Origin of the sequence: Nocardia sp. CDC160 (assembly GCF_035818795.1) — a bacterium.
In the GTDB taxonomy this organism is placed as follows: Bacteria; Actinomycetota; Actinomycetes; order Mycobacteriales; family Mycobacteriaceae; genus Nocardia.
On record NZ_JAYKYT010000005.1, the window covers coordinates 692,649 to 709,139 of the forward strand.

Consider the following 16,491-nt stretch of genomic DNA (forward strand, 5'->3'; position numbering starts at 1 on the left):
CCCACTAGAGGTCTTTGACCGTGATTCCGAAGGCGGCGGCGAAGACGGGGGCCAGCTCGAGCAGCTGCATATTGGTGACGGTGGCGCCCGAGAGCGACTCGACGCCGCTGGCAATCCCGAGCGAACGCGCCTCGCGCAGATCCACGTTCTTCAACTTGGCATTGCGCAGCATGAGCCCGCTGACCTCCGAACCCGGGAAGCTCACCCCGGTCAGCTTGGCGTCCATGATGTCGACATCGCGCAGCACGCAATCCACGAACGACACGTCGATGAGCGTCGCACCGCGCAAATTCACCGAGTCGAACTTGCAGTTGTGGAAGCTGACCCGCCGCAGCGTCGAACCGAACGCCTCGACCCCGGACAGCGCCGCCATCACGAATTCCGCGTCCATCCAATTGGTTTCGGACAGATCGGAGCGAATCCACCGAGTGCTCTGCAGCCACACATCGTTGAACCGCGAGTAACGGAAGGCCCCACCGGTGACCGTGCTGGCCGTGAACGCGCACTCGGTGAAGACGACACCCCGCACCTGCGGATCATCCAGCGACAACCCCTCGAAATGGGCGCAGTCGTACGCCCCTTCACTCTCGATCCCCTCGCGCGTCTCGAGAAATCGCGCGAACGGCAGGTCGGTCAACTCCCGTGGCATAGACAGGTCCCAATCAGTTCGAAGGGCGGCACATCGGATCGAAGATTCGCCCCCGACGCTACTCAACGCCCCCGACAACCCACCCCGCCCCGCCACCCTCCAGCCAACGCGCTCAGTCCTCCGCGGTCAGCGCCGCGAGAGCGTCGCGGAGGGTGCGGCGTTGGGCGGGGGTGAGGGCGGCGAACATTTCCTGGGCGGCTTCGCGGCGGGCCTGGGACATCTGGGTCAAGACGTGGCGGCCCGCGTCGGTGGGGGTGACGAGCATGGCGCGGCGGTTGGTCGGGTCTGGTTCGCGGGCAACCAATCCCGCGGTTACGAGGGCGTCGACGACTGTGGTGGCCGAGCGCGGGACGATGCCGAGGTGTTCGGCGAGAACGGACATGCGGAGTGGGGCGTCGGCGTGTTCGTCGGCGCGGCCGATGATGCGGAGGGCGCGGGCCTGGGCCGGGGTGAGGCCGAGCGGGGCGAGGCGGGCGGACTGGGTGCGGCGCAGGCGTTTGGTCGCACGGAAGAAGAGATCCGCGAGGTCGTCGTCGCCGCGATTGCCCGGGGCCGCGGCGGGTGTTGCGCGGGGGTCGTCGTGGGTGCTGCTCGGCATGATTTGGAGCATAGCTCATTGTCCTCGGAACAATTATGAGTCAAACTCAGTTATAGCGCGTGACTCCGTTCGAAAGGAGGCGCTTATGGCTTCAGAGCGAGAACTTGGCCGGATCGTCCGGCTCTTCAAGCCCTATCGAGGGCGATTGGCCCTGGTCGGGGCACTGGTGGGGTTGGCCTCGCTGGCAGGTTTGGCTTCCCCGTTCCTGCTGCGCGGCATCATCGATGACGCGTTGCCGCACGGTCGTACCGGGCTGTTGACGCTGCTGGCCGCGGGCATGATCGCCGTGGCGGCGCTCAACAGCGTGTTCGGCGTGTTGCAGACCTACATTTCCACCGCGGTCGGGCAGAACGTCATGCACGATCTGCGGTCGGCCGTCTATGCCCGGCTGCAATCCATGCCGCTGAGCTTCTTCACCACCACCCGCACCGGTGAGGTGCAGTCGCGCATCGCCAATGACATCGGCGGCATGCAGTCGACGGTCACCTCGACGATCACCTCGCTGGTCTCGAACTTCACTTCCGTGGTCGCGGCCGTGATCGCCATGGCCGCACTGGATTGGCGGCTCACCCTGGTGTCGCTGGCCATGCTGCCGCTGTTCGTGTGGATCAGCCGCAAGGTCGGCTCCGAGCGGCGGCGCATTACCGGGGAGCGGCAGCGCAAGCTGGCGGGCATGTCGGCGATCGTGGAGGAATCGCTGTCGGTGAGCGGAATCCTGTTGTCGCGCACCATGGGTCGATCCCCCGCGCTGGTGGACGACTTCACCCGGGAATCGCGCGGACTGGTGGATCTCGAGATTCGCTCCAGCATGGCCGGACGCTGGCGGCAGTCGACGATCTCGATTGTCATGGCCGCCATGCCCGCGGTGATCTACTGGGCCGCCGGAATGACCGTGGCCTCGGGGCATCCCATGGTGTCGATCGGCACCTTGGTCGCGTTCACGACCCTGCAGAGCGGGTTGCTGCGGCCGACCGTCATGCTGCTGTCCACCGGCGTGGACATCCAAAGCTCACTGGCATTGTTCGGGCGCATCTTCGAATACCTGGATCTGCGACCGGATATCGAGGAACCGACGCGGCCCACTCCCCTGCCGAAGCAGGTCTCGGGCGCGGTGCGCTTCGAGAACGTGGGATTCGCCTACGACTCGGATCGAGAGGTCTTGAGCGATATCGACATCGAAGTTCCCGCCGGGACGAGCCTGGCCATTGTGGGCGAAACCGGTTCCGGGAAAACGACTCTCGGATATCTGGTGGCGCGCCTCTACGACGTGACCTCGGGACGGGTGAGCGTCGACGGCATCGACGTGCGCGACCTGTCCTTCGCGGACCTATCCACCGCCGTCGGCGTCGTCTCCCAGGAGACCTACCTGTTCCACGCCTCGGTTGCCGACAACCTGCGCTTCGCCAAACCCGATGCGACAGAACAGGAATTGCACGCCGCCGCCCAGGCCGCTCAGATCCACGACCACATCATGTCCCTGCCCGACGGCTACGACACCCTCGTCGGCGAACGCGGCTACCGCTTCTCCGGCGGCGAGAAACAGCGCCTCGCGGTGGCCCGCGCCATCCTCCGCAATCCGCCGATCATGGTCCTGGATGAGGCGACCAGCGCGCTGGACACCCGGACCGAACGCGAAGTCCAGGCCGCCATCGACACCCTCTCGGCGAACCGCACCACCATCACCATCGCCCACCGGCTCTCGACCATCCGCGACGCCGACCAGATAGTGGTGCTCGACAACGGCCACGTCGTCGAACGCGGCACCCACCGCGAACTGGTGGAGCGCAACGGCTACTACGCGGCTCTCCTGGCCCGCGACGCCTTTGAAGATGTGGTCGGGGCCGCCGTCTGATAGACATTGGGCCCTACCCGGTCGGCACGTCCGGGTATCGGAGGGAGAATGCCACGTGACCAGCGAACAGTTCCCGGCTCAGCCGAATCCGTACCCCTACGATCCGTTCGGGGCGGGTTCGGGATACCCCGGCGGGCCGACGCCGGGTAAACCGCCCCGGCCGCAGACTGTCACCTACGCGTTCTACCTGATGCTCGCCGGTGCCGTGACCTCGCTCGTGAGTCTGGGCTACGGCAGCACGCAGTTCTCGAACGTGCGCGAGACGATGAAACACCGGAATCACCCAAACCTGACCGACAGCGATATCGACACGCTCGTCACCGTCACCATCGCGGTCTCCGTCGTGTTCTCGGTGATCGCCATCGGACTCTGGCTATGGATGGCGTTCGCCAATCGCGCCGGGAAGAACTGGGCCCGTGTCACCGCGACCGTCTTCTTCGGCTTGAACACACTCACCACGCTGTATTCGGTGGTGGCGGGCAAGTACCCGATCTCGGACGTCATCAACTTACTGACTTGGCTCATCGGGCTGGCGGCCGTGATCCTGTTGTGGCGCGGTCCCTCCAGCGCCTATTTCCGCCCGGCCCCGGTGTACGCGCCGTATCCGCACGGACCGTATCCCACCGGCCCCCAGGGCTTCTGATCCCTACCAGCCCGGATTGCCGCCGAGTGGAATGTTCACCCAGCTCGGCGCGTTCGGGTCGAGATCGAGATGCTGTGGGAGCAGCTCGCTTTCGTTCAACAGCGGGCGCAGGGGCAGGCCGCGGGGGAAGTTGAAGGCGAAGACGTCCACGCGCAGGCGGTGGCCCGGCTGCAGGACGGCGTCGGTGGCGGTCAGGCCCAGGTCGATGGTGGTGGGCTGGCCCGGGACGATCGGCTCCCGATCGGCGAGGGTCAGGACCGGGTACGGGTCGGTGTAATCGCCGTTCGGCGAGCGGGTTGCCTTGTCCTCATCCACTTTTCGCAGAGACGCCGTCAGCTGGCCCGAGGTGAGGACCGTGGAGCGGCCGTCGGGGGCGACGTCGTTCAGCGTCGCGGACCAGTAGCCGTCGGTGGCGTCCAGGACCGTGTTCAGGTGCACATTGATCGGACCCGAGATGAGGGTGGCGTCGGCGACGGGGCCGCTGGTGAAGGTCAGGCCATTGAGTTCCATCGGCCGCGCGTCCTTGGCGCAGGCGTCGAGGATCGCGGTGACGCCCGCCGTGATCTGCGCCGAGTCCCGCGAGCACAGGCTCATGATGCCGGGGGCGACCGTGAGTCGTTCCGGCCCAGCGGGATCCGCGGTCAGGCTGCCGTCGTGCACGCTGGTGGCGGTGGTGCCGCTGGGTGCGCCCGACAGGTACAGCCGCCGGTAATCGACGTCGCCGCGCGGGAATTCACCCGTCGTGGTCCAGGCACCGCCCTGCTGGAACAGCGTCACCGGGCCGTAGGAGTCGATGCCGTTGTCGATGCCCTTGAGCCACTTGTCGAACCAGGCCCGCTGCAGCACATCCAGGCGCGGCGGAGCACCGGGAGCGCCGAAACCGCTGCCCGGATCGGCGTGGTAGGTATCGCCCATGATCAGCTGTTTCTGCCCGGGCGGCAAAGCGATCGCGTTGTAGATGCGCGGTTCGGAGTAGGTGAAGATATCGTGCCAGCCGCCGTAGACCATGGTCGGCACGCGCACCCGGTCGGGGTGGCCGAGCCAGGCGCTGCGCAGGCCGCTGTCGGGTTCCAGGATGCTCTTCAGATTGTCCGGGATCTCCGGAATGCTCTGCACCGTGAGCGCCTGAATAATGTAGTCGAAGAACGTGAATGGGCTCTGGAGCCGGTCGGCCAGCCACTTCCAGTCGAAGGTGCCGAAGAAGATCGAGCTCAGGTCCGGGATGAGTTTGAGGCTGTCGACACCGAGCAACCACGGTGGGATGAAACCGAACCCGAGCGCACCGCCGGTGGCCAGGACATCGCGCACCAGATCACTGCCGGGCTCGACCGGGAAGATCGCCTTCAACGCCGCCGGTTGGTGTTCGGCGGCCTGCACCTGATTGATGGCCGAGTACGAGATGCCGGACATGCCGACCTTGCCGTTCGACCACGGCTGCCGTGCCGCCCAGTCGATGACCTCGACGCTGTCGAGCTGCTCGCGTTCCTGGAAGACCTGCCACACGCCCTCGGAGAATCCGGTGCCGCGCACATCGGCGACGACCTGGGTGTAGCCGGACTGCACCAGCTTTCGATCGGCGGTGAACACGCGGGCCGCACCGCCCGGAACCACCTTCACCAGGTCGGAGAGCCCACCGAGCCCGACACCCGAAAGGTCGAAGCCCTGCAGGAAATTCGACAGCACATCCGACAGCCCCGGAATCGACAGCGCCGAATCCGCGATCATGGACACGAGTTTCGTGTACGGGGTGAGGTTCACGATCGTCGGCAGCGGGGTGTCCACGATATGGCCCTCGGCGTCCATGGGCCGATACACATTGGCCTTCAGCACGGTGCCGTCGCTCATGGTGATCGGGACGTCCCAATCGATGTGCACGCCAGGGTATTTGGGCGACTCGTCCTCGGTCGCCGTCCAGGCCGCACCGAGCGCCCCGCCATCCGGCGTGGCCGTGGCTTCCGGTGTGGCCGTGGCCAGCGGTCGGACCAGCACACCGATGGTGACGGCGGTGGCGAACAGGGCGAACGCGCCCAGCGTGCGTCCCCTGAATTTCCTGAATGTCATCCCGACCCCGTGATGCGATGCAAGGAACCTCTGCGTACCCAACGGTCGGACTGTAATGGCCGCCACTGTCGATCGCAATCGTGTCGGGTGTCATATGTTGACCGGATGAGTGCAGCAGCAGGGGATCTGGCGGGACGCGTCGCACTGGTGACGGGCGGCGGGCGCGGCATCGGGCGGGCCATCAGTCGGGCGCTGGCCGCCCGCGGCGCCGCGGTCGCGGTGAACTGGGCGCGACACGAGGAACCGGCGAAAGAGACTGTGGCGGAACTGCATTCGACCGGAGCGACCGCGCTGGCCGTGCACGCGCCGGTCGACGATTCGACGGCCGTGGCGGCCATGGTCGAGCGCGTGCACGGCGAGCTCGGCCCGATCAGCATTCTCGTCCACAATGGCGGCATTGCCAGTCGCGGGCGCGCGGTCGCCGACACCGACTCCGCGGAAGTCGAACGCCTGCTGCGCATTCAGGCCATCGGCCCGCACTACCTGACCGGCCTGGTCCTGCCGGAGATGCGCACCTGCCCGCGCGGCGACATCATCATGATCAGCAGTGTTGCCGCGCATGCGCTGAACGCGAACGGCGCGCCCTACAACATGGCCAAGGCCGCCCTAGAGGCCCTGGCCCACACCCTCGCGAAAGAGGAATCGCCCCACGGCATCCACGTCAATATCGTCGCGCCCGGACTGGTCGCCTCCGACATGGGCGACCGTCTCACCGTCGCCCTCAGCGGCGGCACCCTCCGACAGGCCGCGGACCTGGACGACACCTCGCCCTTCGGCCACGTCTGCCGCCCCGAGGAGGTCGCCGAGGTGGTGGCCTTCCTGGTCTCCCCCGCCGCCGGTTATCTCACCGGCCAGCGCATCGTCGTCGACGGCGGCGCGTATCCCCACCGCGCCTGATTCAGGCTTCGGGAAACGTTCAGCATCAATTCACGGCGGGCCGGTATTCCGAGTCCGGATTGCCGGGAAGCGTGGTTAGCTGACCGGGTGCCTGCCCTCCGACAGGCCCACGACCGACCGTTTACGGGAGGATCCCCATGCCCACAACCGACAAAGCTTGGCCGCAAGGAACTCCGTGTTGGGTCGACTGCTCCGTCGACGATCCCGCCGCCGCGCGGGACTTCTACTCCCAGCTGCTGGGCTGGGAGGTGCTCGACAGTCCGCCGGAGGCGGGCGGATATCTGATGGCCATGCTCGACGGCAAACCCGCCGCGGGCATCGGGCCCAAAATGGGTGAGGCGGCCATGCCCTCGGTGTGGACCACCTACTTCGCCGCCGACAGTGCCGATGCCGTCGCGGGCTCGGTGCAGGCGGCGGGCGGCGCGGTGTTCATGCCGCCGTTCGACGTGATGGATGTGGGCCGCATGTTCATCGCGGCCGATCCGGCCGGGGCGGTGTTCGGGGTGTGGGAGGCCAAGGCGCACACCGGGGCCGGGATTTTCAACGAGCCGGGGGCCTACTGCTGGAACGACCTGCACACCAACGCCTACGCGTCGTCGCAGGATTTCTACGGGCAGGTGTTCGGGTGGAAGTTCGACGAGATCGGCAACGAGCAGATGCCGTACTCCACCTTCGCCGACGCGCACGGGCGGCCCATGGGCGGCATGGCCGACACCACCGGGCAGCCGGGCGACATGCCCAACTACTGGCTGACCTGGTTCCAGGTCGCGGGCACCGACGCATCTCTGGAGAAGGCCAAGCAGCTCGGCGCGACCGTGCTGATGGGTCCGGACGACAGCCCCTTCGGCCGGATGGGCATCGTGGCCGGACCGCAGGGTGAGGTGTTCGGGCTCATCGACACCACCGTCACCATTGGCTGACTAAAACACCTACGGAAAGGCCGAGTGGCACTGCGCCACTCGGCCTTTCGTTCGATTCGGATCAGGCGAATAGTCGAGCCACGAAGGGCACGCTGTCGGCCAGCGACGCCAGCATGGCACCGCTGTGGTCCTTGCCCGGATACACGTGCACCTCGGGATGCGTTCCGGCAGCGGTCATATCGGCCACCAGCTTGGCGGTCAGCGGGGCCGGGACGTCGGTGTCATTGGTGCCCTGGCCGAGGAACAGCGGGCGGTCGTAGCCGGTCAGCGGGACATCCATGACCGTGCGCGCGACCGACACGAAATCGCCCTCGGACAGCGGGCGAGACACCAACTGGTTCAACGAGATTCCGTTCAACCGATCCGCGAGCGGCTGGAAGCACAGGGTCTGCGCGTCGGCCACGGCCTGCTTGCCCAGCGGGGTCAGGTAGGAGTCCAGGTCGAAATCCGGGCGGGCGGCCTTCAGACCGTTGAACACATACGTCGCGTAGGCGGTGATGTGCGAGGACGGGATCGCCGGGGTGTTCGGGCCGATCAGCGTCGCGGCGTCGACGATATTGGAGGCCGGGCCGGTGGCGACCGCGCCGCGGTAATCCAGTTCGGGCGCATAGCGAGTCGCGAGCGAGGCGGTGAACACCGCCGCGCCGCCGCCCTGGGACTGGCCGATGGCCACCCACTTCGAGGCCAAGGCGTCGTCCACGGCGTGCGCGGCGCGGACCATGTCGATGGCGGCGTGCGCCTCGGCGCGACCGTCGAGGTAGGCGTGGATGCCCGGGGTGCCGAGACCGATGTAGTCGGTCGCGACGATGGCGTAGCCCTGCTTCATCCAGGTGGCGAGGAAGCCCATATCGCGGTCCGAGCGGCCCGCGACCGAGGGGGCGCAATCATCGCCGACGCCGACCGTGCCGTGCTCCCACGACAACACCGGCCAACCGCCCGGCGGCGGGGTGCCCGCCGGGGTGAAGACGACACCGGTGGACAGGGCGGGCCGATCGGAGGAATCCCGGGTCCAGTAGGTGAGCTTGCGGGCCGAACCGGCACCGTCGATCCACATCGACTGCGGCAGCGCCTCGTTCCCGATGACGGTGCCCGGGTCCGCGCTTTCGGTGTTTGCGGGCGGGTCGGCCAGGGCGGTACCGGCCAGCGGGCCGGTGGCCAGCAGGGCCGCGGAAACCAGGGAGATCACGCTGCGTCGGGTCATCGGGAGAGTCCTCTCGTACTCGTCTCGCTTTGGTGTCACAGTGAGACACTTCGCCCAGACTATCCTGAGAAGTGTCACAGTGAGACACCAGGGGTGGGCGACACGGGCGACGAGAGGACGGCATGACGGCACCGACCGGGCTGCGGGAACGGGAAAAGGCCAGGGTGCGGCGCGAATTGATCGACGCGGCCCTGATGCTCTTCGACCGGCGCGGCTTCGAGCAGACCACCGTGCAGGAGATCGCCGACGCCGCCCACGTGTCGCGGCGCACCTTCCATCGCCATTTCCCCTCCAAGACGGCCGTGGTGTTCGCGCACGAGGAGGACGTCATGGCCTACCTGCTCGCCGCCCTGGACCGCCGTCCGCCCCGAGAGGCGGTCTTCGTCGCCCTCCGCGCCGCGCTGCGCGACTTCCTCCTCGACGAGGCGGAGACGGACCTGCGCCGCCGCCAGGTCGACACCGCCCGCCGCGCCCGCTTGGTCCTGATCACCAATCCCCAACTGCGCCGGGAGAATTTCACCGGCACCTTCGGCCGACGCGATGCCCTGGCCCGCAACTTCGCCCGCCGCGCCGGTATCCCCGAGGACGACCTGCGCGCCGTCCTCGCCGCCACCACCTGCTTCTCGGCGTTCGGCGTTGGGTTGGATCACTGGGTAGCGCAACCGGATCCGACGGTCCGCGGCCTGTACGAGATCCTCGACACGACGGTCGCCGCCCTCCAGCACGGCCTCGAACTTCCGGCGGCGGGAAGCGACCCCAATCCCTGACCTCGGATCCTCTCCCCCGTCATTCCGGCATGCGGCTGGACGGAATCCATTGCGGAGTGCGGAAACTCAGCGATCGGCGGATCGGATCGGAGCCGCGCCTTCTCGAACATGCAGGATCGCGTCGGCGCGGTCCAGCAGGTCGGCGGTGAGGGGGAAATGGCCGTGCGGGATGGGGTCTGTGCGCGGGTGAGCGCCGGTGATCTCCGCGGCAGGGGTCAGGCTCCAGGTGTCGGTGCGGGTGTCCAGCAGGCCCTCGTAGCTGTCTGGATCGGGGGTGCCGAGGTCGAAAGCCCCACTGCGGCCGAGGCTTCCGGTGATGAAGGTGTAGTCGAGGACATCCAGGGCGTCGATGATCGAGGCGGCGTTGGACCAGGTGTAGGTCTGGTCGGGCAGGGGCATGGTGGTGGTGCCGCGCTGGAGGTGGAGGTTGTGGGCGCAGACCAGGGTGGGGCCGCGGCGGGCTTCGAGGCGGCGGATGGCGAGCAGGTTGTGGGCCATCAGGGTGTCGCGGGTGGCGATGAGCGGGGTCAGGCGCTCGTGCGGCGGGAGGGGTTCGGCGCATTGCGCGTGGTAGCGCAGCAGGCCCAGTGCGGCGGTGAGATGTGTTTCGGCGCTGAACCATTCGGCGCGGGAGGTGGTGGCGATGAGGTCGGCGGCGCGGCGGTAGAGGGTGAAGAGCATGTCCTCGCCGAGGTCGCGAAGCTGCTTGGCCTCGGGGGTCGCGCCCGGGGACATGGCGGGGTCCAGGACCGCTTCCTGACGGCTCCAACGGTGGTCGTCACCGGCGAGCGCCGCGATATCGTGGTCGAGTTTCAGGTAGTCGCGGGCGTATTCGAGGTAGGTGCGCGGGCTGGGGGCGCTGTAGTTCTCGGTGGGTGCGTCGAAGCCGTGGAAGGTCACCCGGTCCCGCGGGTGGGCGCGATTGTGGTCGCGGATCCAGGCGACGAGCTGCCGGTTGGGTTCGCGTTCGCCCCACTCGTGTGAGAAGCCCTCGCGGACTACCTCTTCCAGGGTTCCGGGTCCGCCTTGGACATAGTCGTTCACGTCGAGGGCGGCCACGCGATCGATCTCGAGGGCGATCGATCGAAAGCCGCGCTCGACCAAATGCGGGAAGAGTTCGTTGCGGATCAGCGCGAAGGCCGGTTCCTGGTGAGTCGGTTCCCCCAGCCCCAACAGGTCACAGGAGGCAGGGATGAAGTCTTGGATTTCCTGAGTCATGTAGGTGAATCGTATCGTTGAAACGACAGTTGATACTTGCCCTCGAATGACCTGCTCTAACTGGCGCAATTCCGCTGTAAAGTCTCAAACCAATGGACACCCTGCGCCCGGCCGACCTGGCCCGCGAACACGGCATCTCGACCCAGGCCGTGCGGAACTACGAGCAGGACGGCTTCCTGCCGCCCGCGCGGCGCACGGCCGCGGGCTACCGGATCTACACCGAGGTCCATGCCGCCGCCCTCGATGCCTATCTCGCGCTGGTGCGGGCCCACGGACACGCGGCCGCCGGGCGGATCATGACCGCGATTCACGAGGGTGAGCTCGAGACCGCGCTGCTGATCATCGACCACGGCCACGAACAGTCACTGCGCGACCGCGACACCCTCGACGCGGTCCGCAAAGCGGTGCGACATCTGACCGAGGAAAACGCTCCCGAGCCCATCTCGGGAACCGATTCCTGGACCATCGGCGAACTCGCGCATCACCTTCGAGTCACCGCCGCGACCCTGCGCAAGTGGGAGCGGGCCGGAATCCTGGTCCCGCCCAGGGAATCCGGCACCGGCTACCGTCGCTACGACGCGAACGACCGGCGCGACGCCGAACTCGCCCACCTGCTCCGACGCGGCGGCTATCCCCTCGATCGGATTGCCCTGGTGGTGCACCAGATTCGGGCGGCGGGCGGCACCGAGTCGCTGGCCGCCGCGCTGGCGGACTGGCGCGACCGGTTGACCGCGCAGAGCCTGGCGAGGCTCGACGCGGCCGGTCGGCTGAGCCACTATCTGCGGCTGCGTGAGGGCTAGAGCAGACCGCGCACCTTCAGGTCCGCGACATACTTGTCGATGAGTTCCTTTGTCAGATGCGGAATGTCGCCGTTGGGTCCGAGCCCGGCCGCCTGGACCGCGGACTGGAACCGCTTGGCGGGCAGCACCGACCCGGCAATCGGCGGCCCCGGATGCCGGTAGGCGTGCAGGAGCGGCTGGACCGAGACGGCGCGCTGATGCTCGGGCAGCGTGCGCAGGGCGGTCTCGAAGCGGGTGAACCAGTCGCCGTAGTCGTCGATGCGGTCGATGGCGTGCCCGGATTCGATGAGCCAGTCCACGAATTCGTCGAGGGAGATGCCGTCGTCGTGGGGGTTGAGGACGTCGTAGGTTTCGTAGCCCTCGCGCACCCGCGCGCCCAGGGTGGTGATGGCGGCGGCGGTGAAGTCCGCGGGCAGGCCGTCGTAGTGGGCGCGGCGGCGGTTGCCGTGGGAATCCAAGGCGTAGAACGACTTCGGCGCCAGACCGGTGGCGAGCACGCTGAGCAGCAGCCGGGTGAACATGTCGGGCAGATTGAGCTGACCGGCGAAATCGCTGTGCGCCAGGATCATGTCGGAGCGGAAGACCGCGACGGGCAGCCCGCACAGATCGTGGGCCTCGCGCAGCAGCACCTCACCGGCCCACTTGCTGTTGCCGTAACCGTTGGCGTACCCGTCGTCGAGCCCACGCACGGCGCTGATCTCGCGAATGTCGCCGTCCTCGGTGAAGACGGCCGGATCGATCTGGGCGGCCACCGCCACCGTGGACAGGTAGGTCACCGGCTTGAGCGTCGAGGTGAGGGCCAGGCGGATCACCTCGGCGGTGCCGACCACATTGGGGCCGAACAGCTGGTTGTAGGGCAGCACATGGTTGACCAGCGCCGCCGGATGCACGATGAGATCGACGGTGTCGGCGAGCTCCCGCCAATCCTCTTGCCTCAGACCGAAATTCGGCTGGCTGATATCCCCGGGCACCACCCGCAACCGGCGGTCGGCCAGCTCACGGTAGTGGCGCGGCAGGTCCGGATCGCCGCTGTCGAACACCTCGTCCAGTCGCCGCCGCGCCTCCTGGGCGTCGCGGCCGCGAATCACGCAGACCAGGGTGCCGTCGGTTTCGTCCAGGCGCCGCAGCCATTCCAGGCACAGGAAGCGGCCGAGATAGCCGTTTGCACCGGTCAGCAGCACGGTGCGCGGCGGGTGCTGGGCGTGCGGCAGGGTGGGCGCGAGCCGCAGGGTCTCGGCGTCGATGAACTTGTCCAGGGTGAGCTCGTCCGCGCGAATCTCGGTGCCGCCGTGGACGGTTGCCGCGGTGGGTTGCCCGCCGCCCGAGTTTCGCTCGCCGTCGATGTAGGCCGCGAGCCCGGCCAGGTTGGTGGCCGGGCCGACAATGACCCCGACCGGGACCTCGATATCGAAGATCTCCCGCAGCAGCGTCGAATACGACAGCGCCGACAGCGAATCCCCGCCCAGATCGGTGAAGTGGGCGTCGGGCTGCGGGTCGCCGCCGCCGAGGATGGCGCGGGCGGCCGCGCACACCGTCTCGAGCACCGGCCGGTCGGCGGCCCCGCGCCGCAGGGCCGCGAGCTCGTCCTCCTGCTGTCGGGCCAGCTCGGCGTACAGCTGGTCGAGCTGTTGCCCGTAACGCTCTTTCAGCTTGGGCCGCAGGAGTTTTCCGATTCCGGAGAGCAGACCGTTGTCCTGGGTGAAGGGCTCGGTCTCGAGCAGGAAGGCGCGCGGAATCTCATAGGATTCCAGCTCGGCCTCCTTGGCGATGCGCTGCATGGATTCGGTGATGGCCGCGGTCCGCTCGTCGGGATCCAGTGCCAGCGCGTCCGCGGTGGGCACGATCACGGCCAGCAGATGCGAGCGCTCGCTGGACCCGTGCACGAAGATCTGCGCGATGAGCGGACTGGTGGCGTACACGGCCTCGAGCTTGGCCACGGTCACGAACTCGCCCTGCGACAGCTTGAGCACGTTGTTGCGCCGGTCCACGTACACCAGGTGGTCGGGCCGGATCTCGGCGACGATATCGCCGGTGCGGTAGAAGCCGTCCTCGTCGAAGATCTCGGCGTTCAACTCGGGCCGCTGGAAATAGCCGGGGATCTGCTGCGTGGACTTCACCACGAATTCGCCACGCGGATACGGCTTGTCGGTGGAGAAGTAGCCGAGTTCGGGCACATCGACCAGCTTGTACTCGAGCACCGGTGGGCGGCGGACCTCATTGTCGATGAGCAGGCCGCCGCCCGCCTCGGTGGAGCCGTAGCCGTCGATAATGGGCTGCCCCATGACCGAGCCCATGAACTCCCGCATCTCCGCGGAGATGGGCGCGCTGCCGACCATGAGGCGCACGATGCGACCGCCCAGGAAGTCTTCCCGCAGCGTGGTTTTCACCGCGCGATCGGCCGCCTCGGCGGATTCACCGGCCGCGACGCGGCGCTGTACCTCGGCCTGATAGCGCTGGAACACCATGTCGCACACGCGTGGCACGAAGAACGCCTCGGTCGGGCGGGTGAGGGCGATGTCCTCGAACAGGGTGCTCATATCGCTGGAGGCGGCGAAATAAGCGGTGCCGCCGCGGGCGAAGGTGCCGGTCAGGATCATGCGTCCGGCCACGTGGCTCAGCGGCATGTAGCAGAAGTTGATGACCGGGGCCGGAATCACGGTGGGGCCCAGCCACATTACGGTGACCAGACGGTGCGGGTACATCGCGCCCTTCGGCGTGCCGGTGCTGCCGGAGGTGTAGATGAGCACGGCGAGTTCATCCTCGTCGGCGGGGACGTGCAGCGGCGCTTCGGGCAGCGTGGCTCCCCGCTCGGTGACGGCCGCCAGTGTTTCCAGGGTGATCCCGCGGCAGGATTCCTCGAGGCGGCGCTGTGCGGCGGCGAAGGTCTCGGCCTGTCCGTCGTCCTCTGGTTCATAATCGAAGACCACGATCGAGGTGACCGGTGTGCCGCTCAGCACGCATTCGACCGCGGGTGCGAGCAGTTCCAGACTCACCGCCAGGGTCCGGGATCCGGTCTCGGTAATGATCGAAAGCCACTGCGCCGCAGACCCACTCGACTGCAGGGGCACGGTCACCAGGCCCTGGCGGATCGCGGCGAGTTCCAGGGCGGTGAAATCACCGCTGGCAAAGCCGAGGATGGAGAGAAAATCCCCGGCGCGCAGGGGATTCCGCTCGTCGTGCTGCCAGCTCGCGGCAATGGCCCCGGCGCGCGACCACAGTTCGCCATAGCTCACGGTCCGGTATTCGGGCAGCAGGCGGCGGGTGCGCCGACCGTCGGGGCCGACCACGATCTCGGCCGCGCGCTCCCCGATGGCCGGACGCCCGGCATAGCCCTCCATGAGGACCGCCACCGCGCGCGCCAGCCCCAGCCCCGGCTGTCGGGCCGCCTCGCTCACCTCCGGCAGCGGCATGGCCGCGCGGATCTGCTCGTCGGCCATCAGTTCCTCGAAGCGCTTCGCGATCTCCGCCTGACCGAGCGGGTCCTCGAAACGCTGGGCCACTTCCTCGCGCACGGTGTCTTCGACCATCGACTGCCTCCCTGGATCCTCGCCCTCGTGCACCGCGAAACGGTTTCGGGCGACCGGATTTCACCATCGATTAGCTTTGCTAACTATTCCACGATGCGCGGATGGCGAGGGAAAGTCAAGAACCTCGCGGCGCATCCCTGCCAGGATGCGCCGCGACCGCGATCGGTGCCACCGGTGGCCGGACCGGCGACAACGGTCGGACCTAGCGCAGGTGCCGGTCCAGCCAGCGAATGGCGTGGGCGGCGGCCTCGCTCACATACGGGTCCTGGTCGTAGAGCTCGATGTGATTGTGGGTCTCGAGCCAGATCAACTCCTTGTCGCCGGAGGCGGCGTCGTAGACCTGCTGCGCGAATTCCGGCAGCAGCGCGGAATCGGTGGTGCCGTGGATGATTTGGAGCGGGGTCGGGGCCACCAGCGGGGCGTGGACCACGGAGTTGTAGAGGAAGTACGGCTCGAGCGAGTCGGCGGTCAGGGTGCGCGACCAGGTCGGCGCGTCGGCCTTGGAGGTGCGGTCGTAATAGCTGAACGCCTCCGGATTCGGCATGGCCACCACCGGATGCTCCTCCGACAGCGCCTCGGCGATGGTGGGAATGTAGGCGATCTCACCGGTCTCGTACTGGCGCTGGACCAGATCGTTGACCTGGCGATAGTAGGCGGCGAACCCGTCGACGCCGAAGAACTGCTGGAAGGTGCCGCCGATGTTGTAGCCACCGGCAATGCTGACCACGGCCTTCAGGCGTTTGTCGCGCGCGCCCACCGACACCGCGTACCCGCCACCCATGCAGACGCCCACGGCCGCAACACGTTCGGGATCGATGTCGGGGCGGGTCAGCAGATGGCTGATGGCGGCGGCGTAATCGGCGATCACCTGGTTGGGGTCGTAGCGGAAGCGCGGCTCGCCCTCGCTCTCACCGAAATTGCGCGGATCGAAGGTCAGCACGGTGTAGCCCGCGTCGCTCAGGCGCTCCGCGTAATGCGGGAGGGTCTGCTCCTTCACGCTGCTGATGGGCCCGCACATGACCACACCGGGCGTGCGAACCTCGGCGGCCACACCCGGCGGGCGGTACAGGTGACCGGCCAGCGTCGCCGTGCCGCTGGCGAATTTCACCGTGTCGCGCCGGGTCGGGTCGGCGTGCAGCAGATTCGCGGGGTCGGCGGGGACGTAGAAGCGGCTCGGGTCGCTCTCCTCGCCGACGGCGACGGTGGTCGGACGGATCCGGATCGAGTGGGCGGGCATGGGTGTCTCCTTGTTCCGCAAGGGATTCGCCTGGGACAGCGGTGTCACACCAGGACTTCGCCGGTGGCGGCGAGCATCGCGGGTCGCGCCGCGCGGGGTGCCGCTGACACCCACTGCGCCG

The 16,491-nt window shown here is 67.7% G+C and carries 13 protein-coding genes; 6 read left to right on the forward strand and 7 right to left on the reverse strand.

Annotated elements, in window-relative coordinates; genetic code table 11:
- Positions 1–4: 4 nt before the first annotated feature.
- Together VMT40_RS31025 and VMT40_RS31030 are read right to left on the reverse strand one after the other, a co-directional pair.
- Positions 5–649 carry a pentapeptide repeat-containing protein gene (locus VMT40_RS31025; protein ID WP_326362677.1) on the reverse strand — a complete coding sequence of 215 codons (645 nt, stop codon included), beginning with the start codon at positions 647–649 and terminating at the stop codon, positions 5–7.
- 112 nt (positions 650–761) lie between these two features.
- Positions 762–1,247: a MarR family winged helix-turn-helix transcriptional regulator gene (locus tag VMT40_RS31030; protein ID WP_326362678.1), complete on the reverse strand. Its 486-nt coding sequence runs from the start codon at positions 1,245–1,247 to the stop codon at positions 762–764.
- Positions 1,248–1,332: 85 nt separating this feature from the next.
- On the opposite strand from VMT40_RS31030, the gene VMT40_RS31035 reads away from it, so the two are divergent.
- The gene (locus VMT40_RS31035; RefSeq protein ID WP_326362679.1) at positions 1,333–3,099 is read left to right on the forward strand and encodes an ABC transporter ATP-binding protein; all 1,767 of its coding nucleotides are present in this window, start codon (positions 1,333–1,335) and stop codon (positions 3,097–3,099) included.
- 55 nt (positions 3,100–3,154) lie between these two features.
- Complete coding sequence (locus tag VMT40_RS31040; RefSeq protein WP_326362680.1) at positions 3,155–3,742, forward strand: hypothetical protein; 588 nt, start codon at positions 3,155–3,157, stop codon at positions 3,740–3,742.
- 3 nt (positions 3,743–3,745) lie between these two features.
- Here VMT40_RS31040 and VMT40_RS31045 read toward each other — a convergent pair whose 3' ends face one another.
- On the reverse strand, positions 3,746–5,803 hold the full coding sequence (locus tag VMT40_RS31045; protein ID WP_326362682.1) for a CocE/NonD family hydrolase: 2,058 nt from the start codon (positions 5,801–5,803) through the stop codon (positions 3,746–3,748).
- A gap of 105 nt (positions 5,804–5,908) precedes the next feature.
- Between VMT40_RS31045 and VMT40_RS31050 the strand changes: the two genes are divergently transcribed.
- Positions 5,909–6,700: an SDR family NAD(P)-dependent oxidoreductase gene (locus tag VMT40_RS31050; protein ID WP_326362683.1), complete on the forward strand. Its 792-nt coding sequence runs from the start codon at positions 5,909–5,911 to the stop codon at positions 6,698–6,700.
- Positions 6,701–6,837: 137 nt separating this feature from the next.
- Positions 6,838–7,620 carry a VOC family protein gene (locus VMT40_RS31055; RefSeq protein WP_326362684.1) on the forward strand — a complete coding sequence of 261 codons (783 nt, stop codon included), beginning with the start codon at positions 6,838–6,840 and terminating at the stop codon, positions 7,618–7,620.
- A gap of 61 nt (positions 7,621–7,681) precedes the next feature.
- On the opposite strand, the gene VMT40_RS31060 is transcribed toward VMT40_RS31055, so the two are convergent.
- Positions 7,682–8,821 carry a lipase family protein gene (locus tag VMT40_RS31060; RefSeq protein ID WP_326362686.1) on the reverse strand — a complete coding sequence of 380 codons (1,140 nt, stop codon included), beginning with the start codon at positions 8,819–8,821 and terminating at the stop codon, positions 7,682–7,684.
- A 122-nt stretch (positions 8,822–8,943) separates the two neighbouring features.
- On the opposite strand from VMT40_RS31060, the gene VMT40_RS31065 reads away from it, so the two are divergent.
- Positions 8,944–9,588, forward strand: a complete 645-nt coding sequence (locus VMT40_RS31065; RefSeq protein WP_326362688.1) for a TetR family transcriptional regulator — start codon at positions 8,944–8,946, stop codon at positions 9,586–9,588.
- 66 nt (positions 9,589–9,654) lie between these two features.
- Here VMT40_RS31065 and VMT40_RS31070 read toward each other — a convergent pair whose 3' ends face one another.
- Positions 9,655–10,806, reverse strand: a complete 1,152-nt coding sequence (locus VMT40_RS31070) for an erythromycin esterase family protein (protein WP_326362690.1) — start codon at positions 10,804–10,806, stop codon at positions 9,655–9,657.
- A 92-nt stretch (positions 10,807–10,898) separates the two neighbouring features.
- Between VMT40_RS31070 and VMT40_RS31075 the strand changes: the two genes are divergently transcribed.
- Positions 10,899–11,606, forward strand: coding sequence for a TioE family transcriptional regulator (locus VMT40_RS31075; protein WP_326362692.1), 708 nt, complete (start codon positions 10,899–10,901; stop codon positions 11,604–11,606).
- On the opposite strand, the gene car is transcribed toward VMT40_RS31075, so the two are convergent.
- Together car and VMT40_RS31085 are read right to left on the reverse strand one after the other, a co-directional pair.
- Complete coding sequence (gene car / locus VMT40_RS31080) at positions 11,603–15,133, reverse strand: carboxylic acid reductase (protein WP_326362694.1); 3,531 nt, start codon at positions 15,131–15,133, stop codon at positions 11,603–11,605. The genes VMT40_RS31075 and car overlap by 4 nt on opposite strands.
- Positions 15,134–15,335: 202 nt before the next feature.
- Positions 15,336–16,370: an alpha/beta hydrolase gene (locus tag VMT40_RS31085; protein ID WP_326362695.1), complete on the reverse strand. Its 1,035-nt coding sequence runs from the start codon at positions 16,368–16,370 to the stop codon at positions 15,336–15,338.
- Between the last annotated feature and the right edge of the window lie 121 nt (positions 16,371–16,491).

Coding starts and splice junctions, on each gene's coding strand:
- VMT40_RS31025 (WP_326362677.1), bottom strand. CDS start 649: ATGCCACGGGAGTTGACCGACCTGCCGTTCGCGCGATTTCTCGAGACG.
- car (WP_326362694.1), bottom strand. CDS start 15,133: ATGGTCGAAGACACCGTGCGCGAGGAAGTGGCCCAGCGTTTCGAGGAC.
- VMT40_RS31075 (WP_326362692.1), top strand. CDS start 10,899: ATGGACACCCTGCGCCCGGCCGACCTGGCCCGCGAACACGGCATCTCG.
- VMT40_RS31045 (WP_326362682.1), bottom strand. CDS start 5,803: ATGACATTCAGGAAATTCAGGGGACGCACGCTGGGCGCGTTCGCCCTG.
- VMT40_RS31050 (WP_326362683.1), top strand. CDS start 5,909: ATGAGTGCAGCAGCAGGGGATCTGGCGGGACGCGTCGCACTGGTGACG.
- VMT40_RS31085 (WP_326362695.1), bottom strand. CDS start 16,370: ATGCCCGCCCACTCGATCCGGATCCGTCCGACCACCGTCGCCGTCGGC.
- VMT40_RS31070 (WP_326362690.1), bottom strand. CDS start 10,806: ATGACTCAGGAAATCCAAGACTTCATCCCTGCCTCCTGTGACCTGTTG.
- VMT40_RS31060 (WP_326362686.1), bottom strand. CDS start 8,821: ATGACCCGACGCAGCGTGATCTCCCTGGTTTCCGCGGCCCTGCTGGCC.
- VMT40_RS31055 (WP_326362684.1), top strand. CDS start 6,838: ATGCCCACAACCGACAAAGCTTGGCCGCAAGGAACTCCGTGTTGGGTC.
- VMT40_RS31030 (WP_326362678.1), bottom strand. CDS start 1,247: ATGCCGAGCAGCACCCACGACGACCCCCGCGCAACACCCGCCGCGGCC.
- VMT40_RS31035 (WP_326362679.1), top strand. CDS start 1,333: ATGGCTTCAGAGCGAGAACTTGGCCGGATCGTCCGGCTCTTCAAGCCC.
- VMT40_RS31065 (WP_326362688.1), top strand. CDS start 8,944: ATGACGGCACCGACCGGGCTGCGGGAACGGGAAAAGGCCAGGGTGCGG.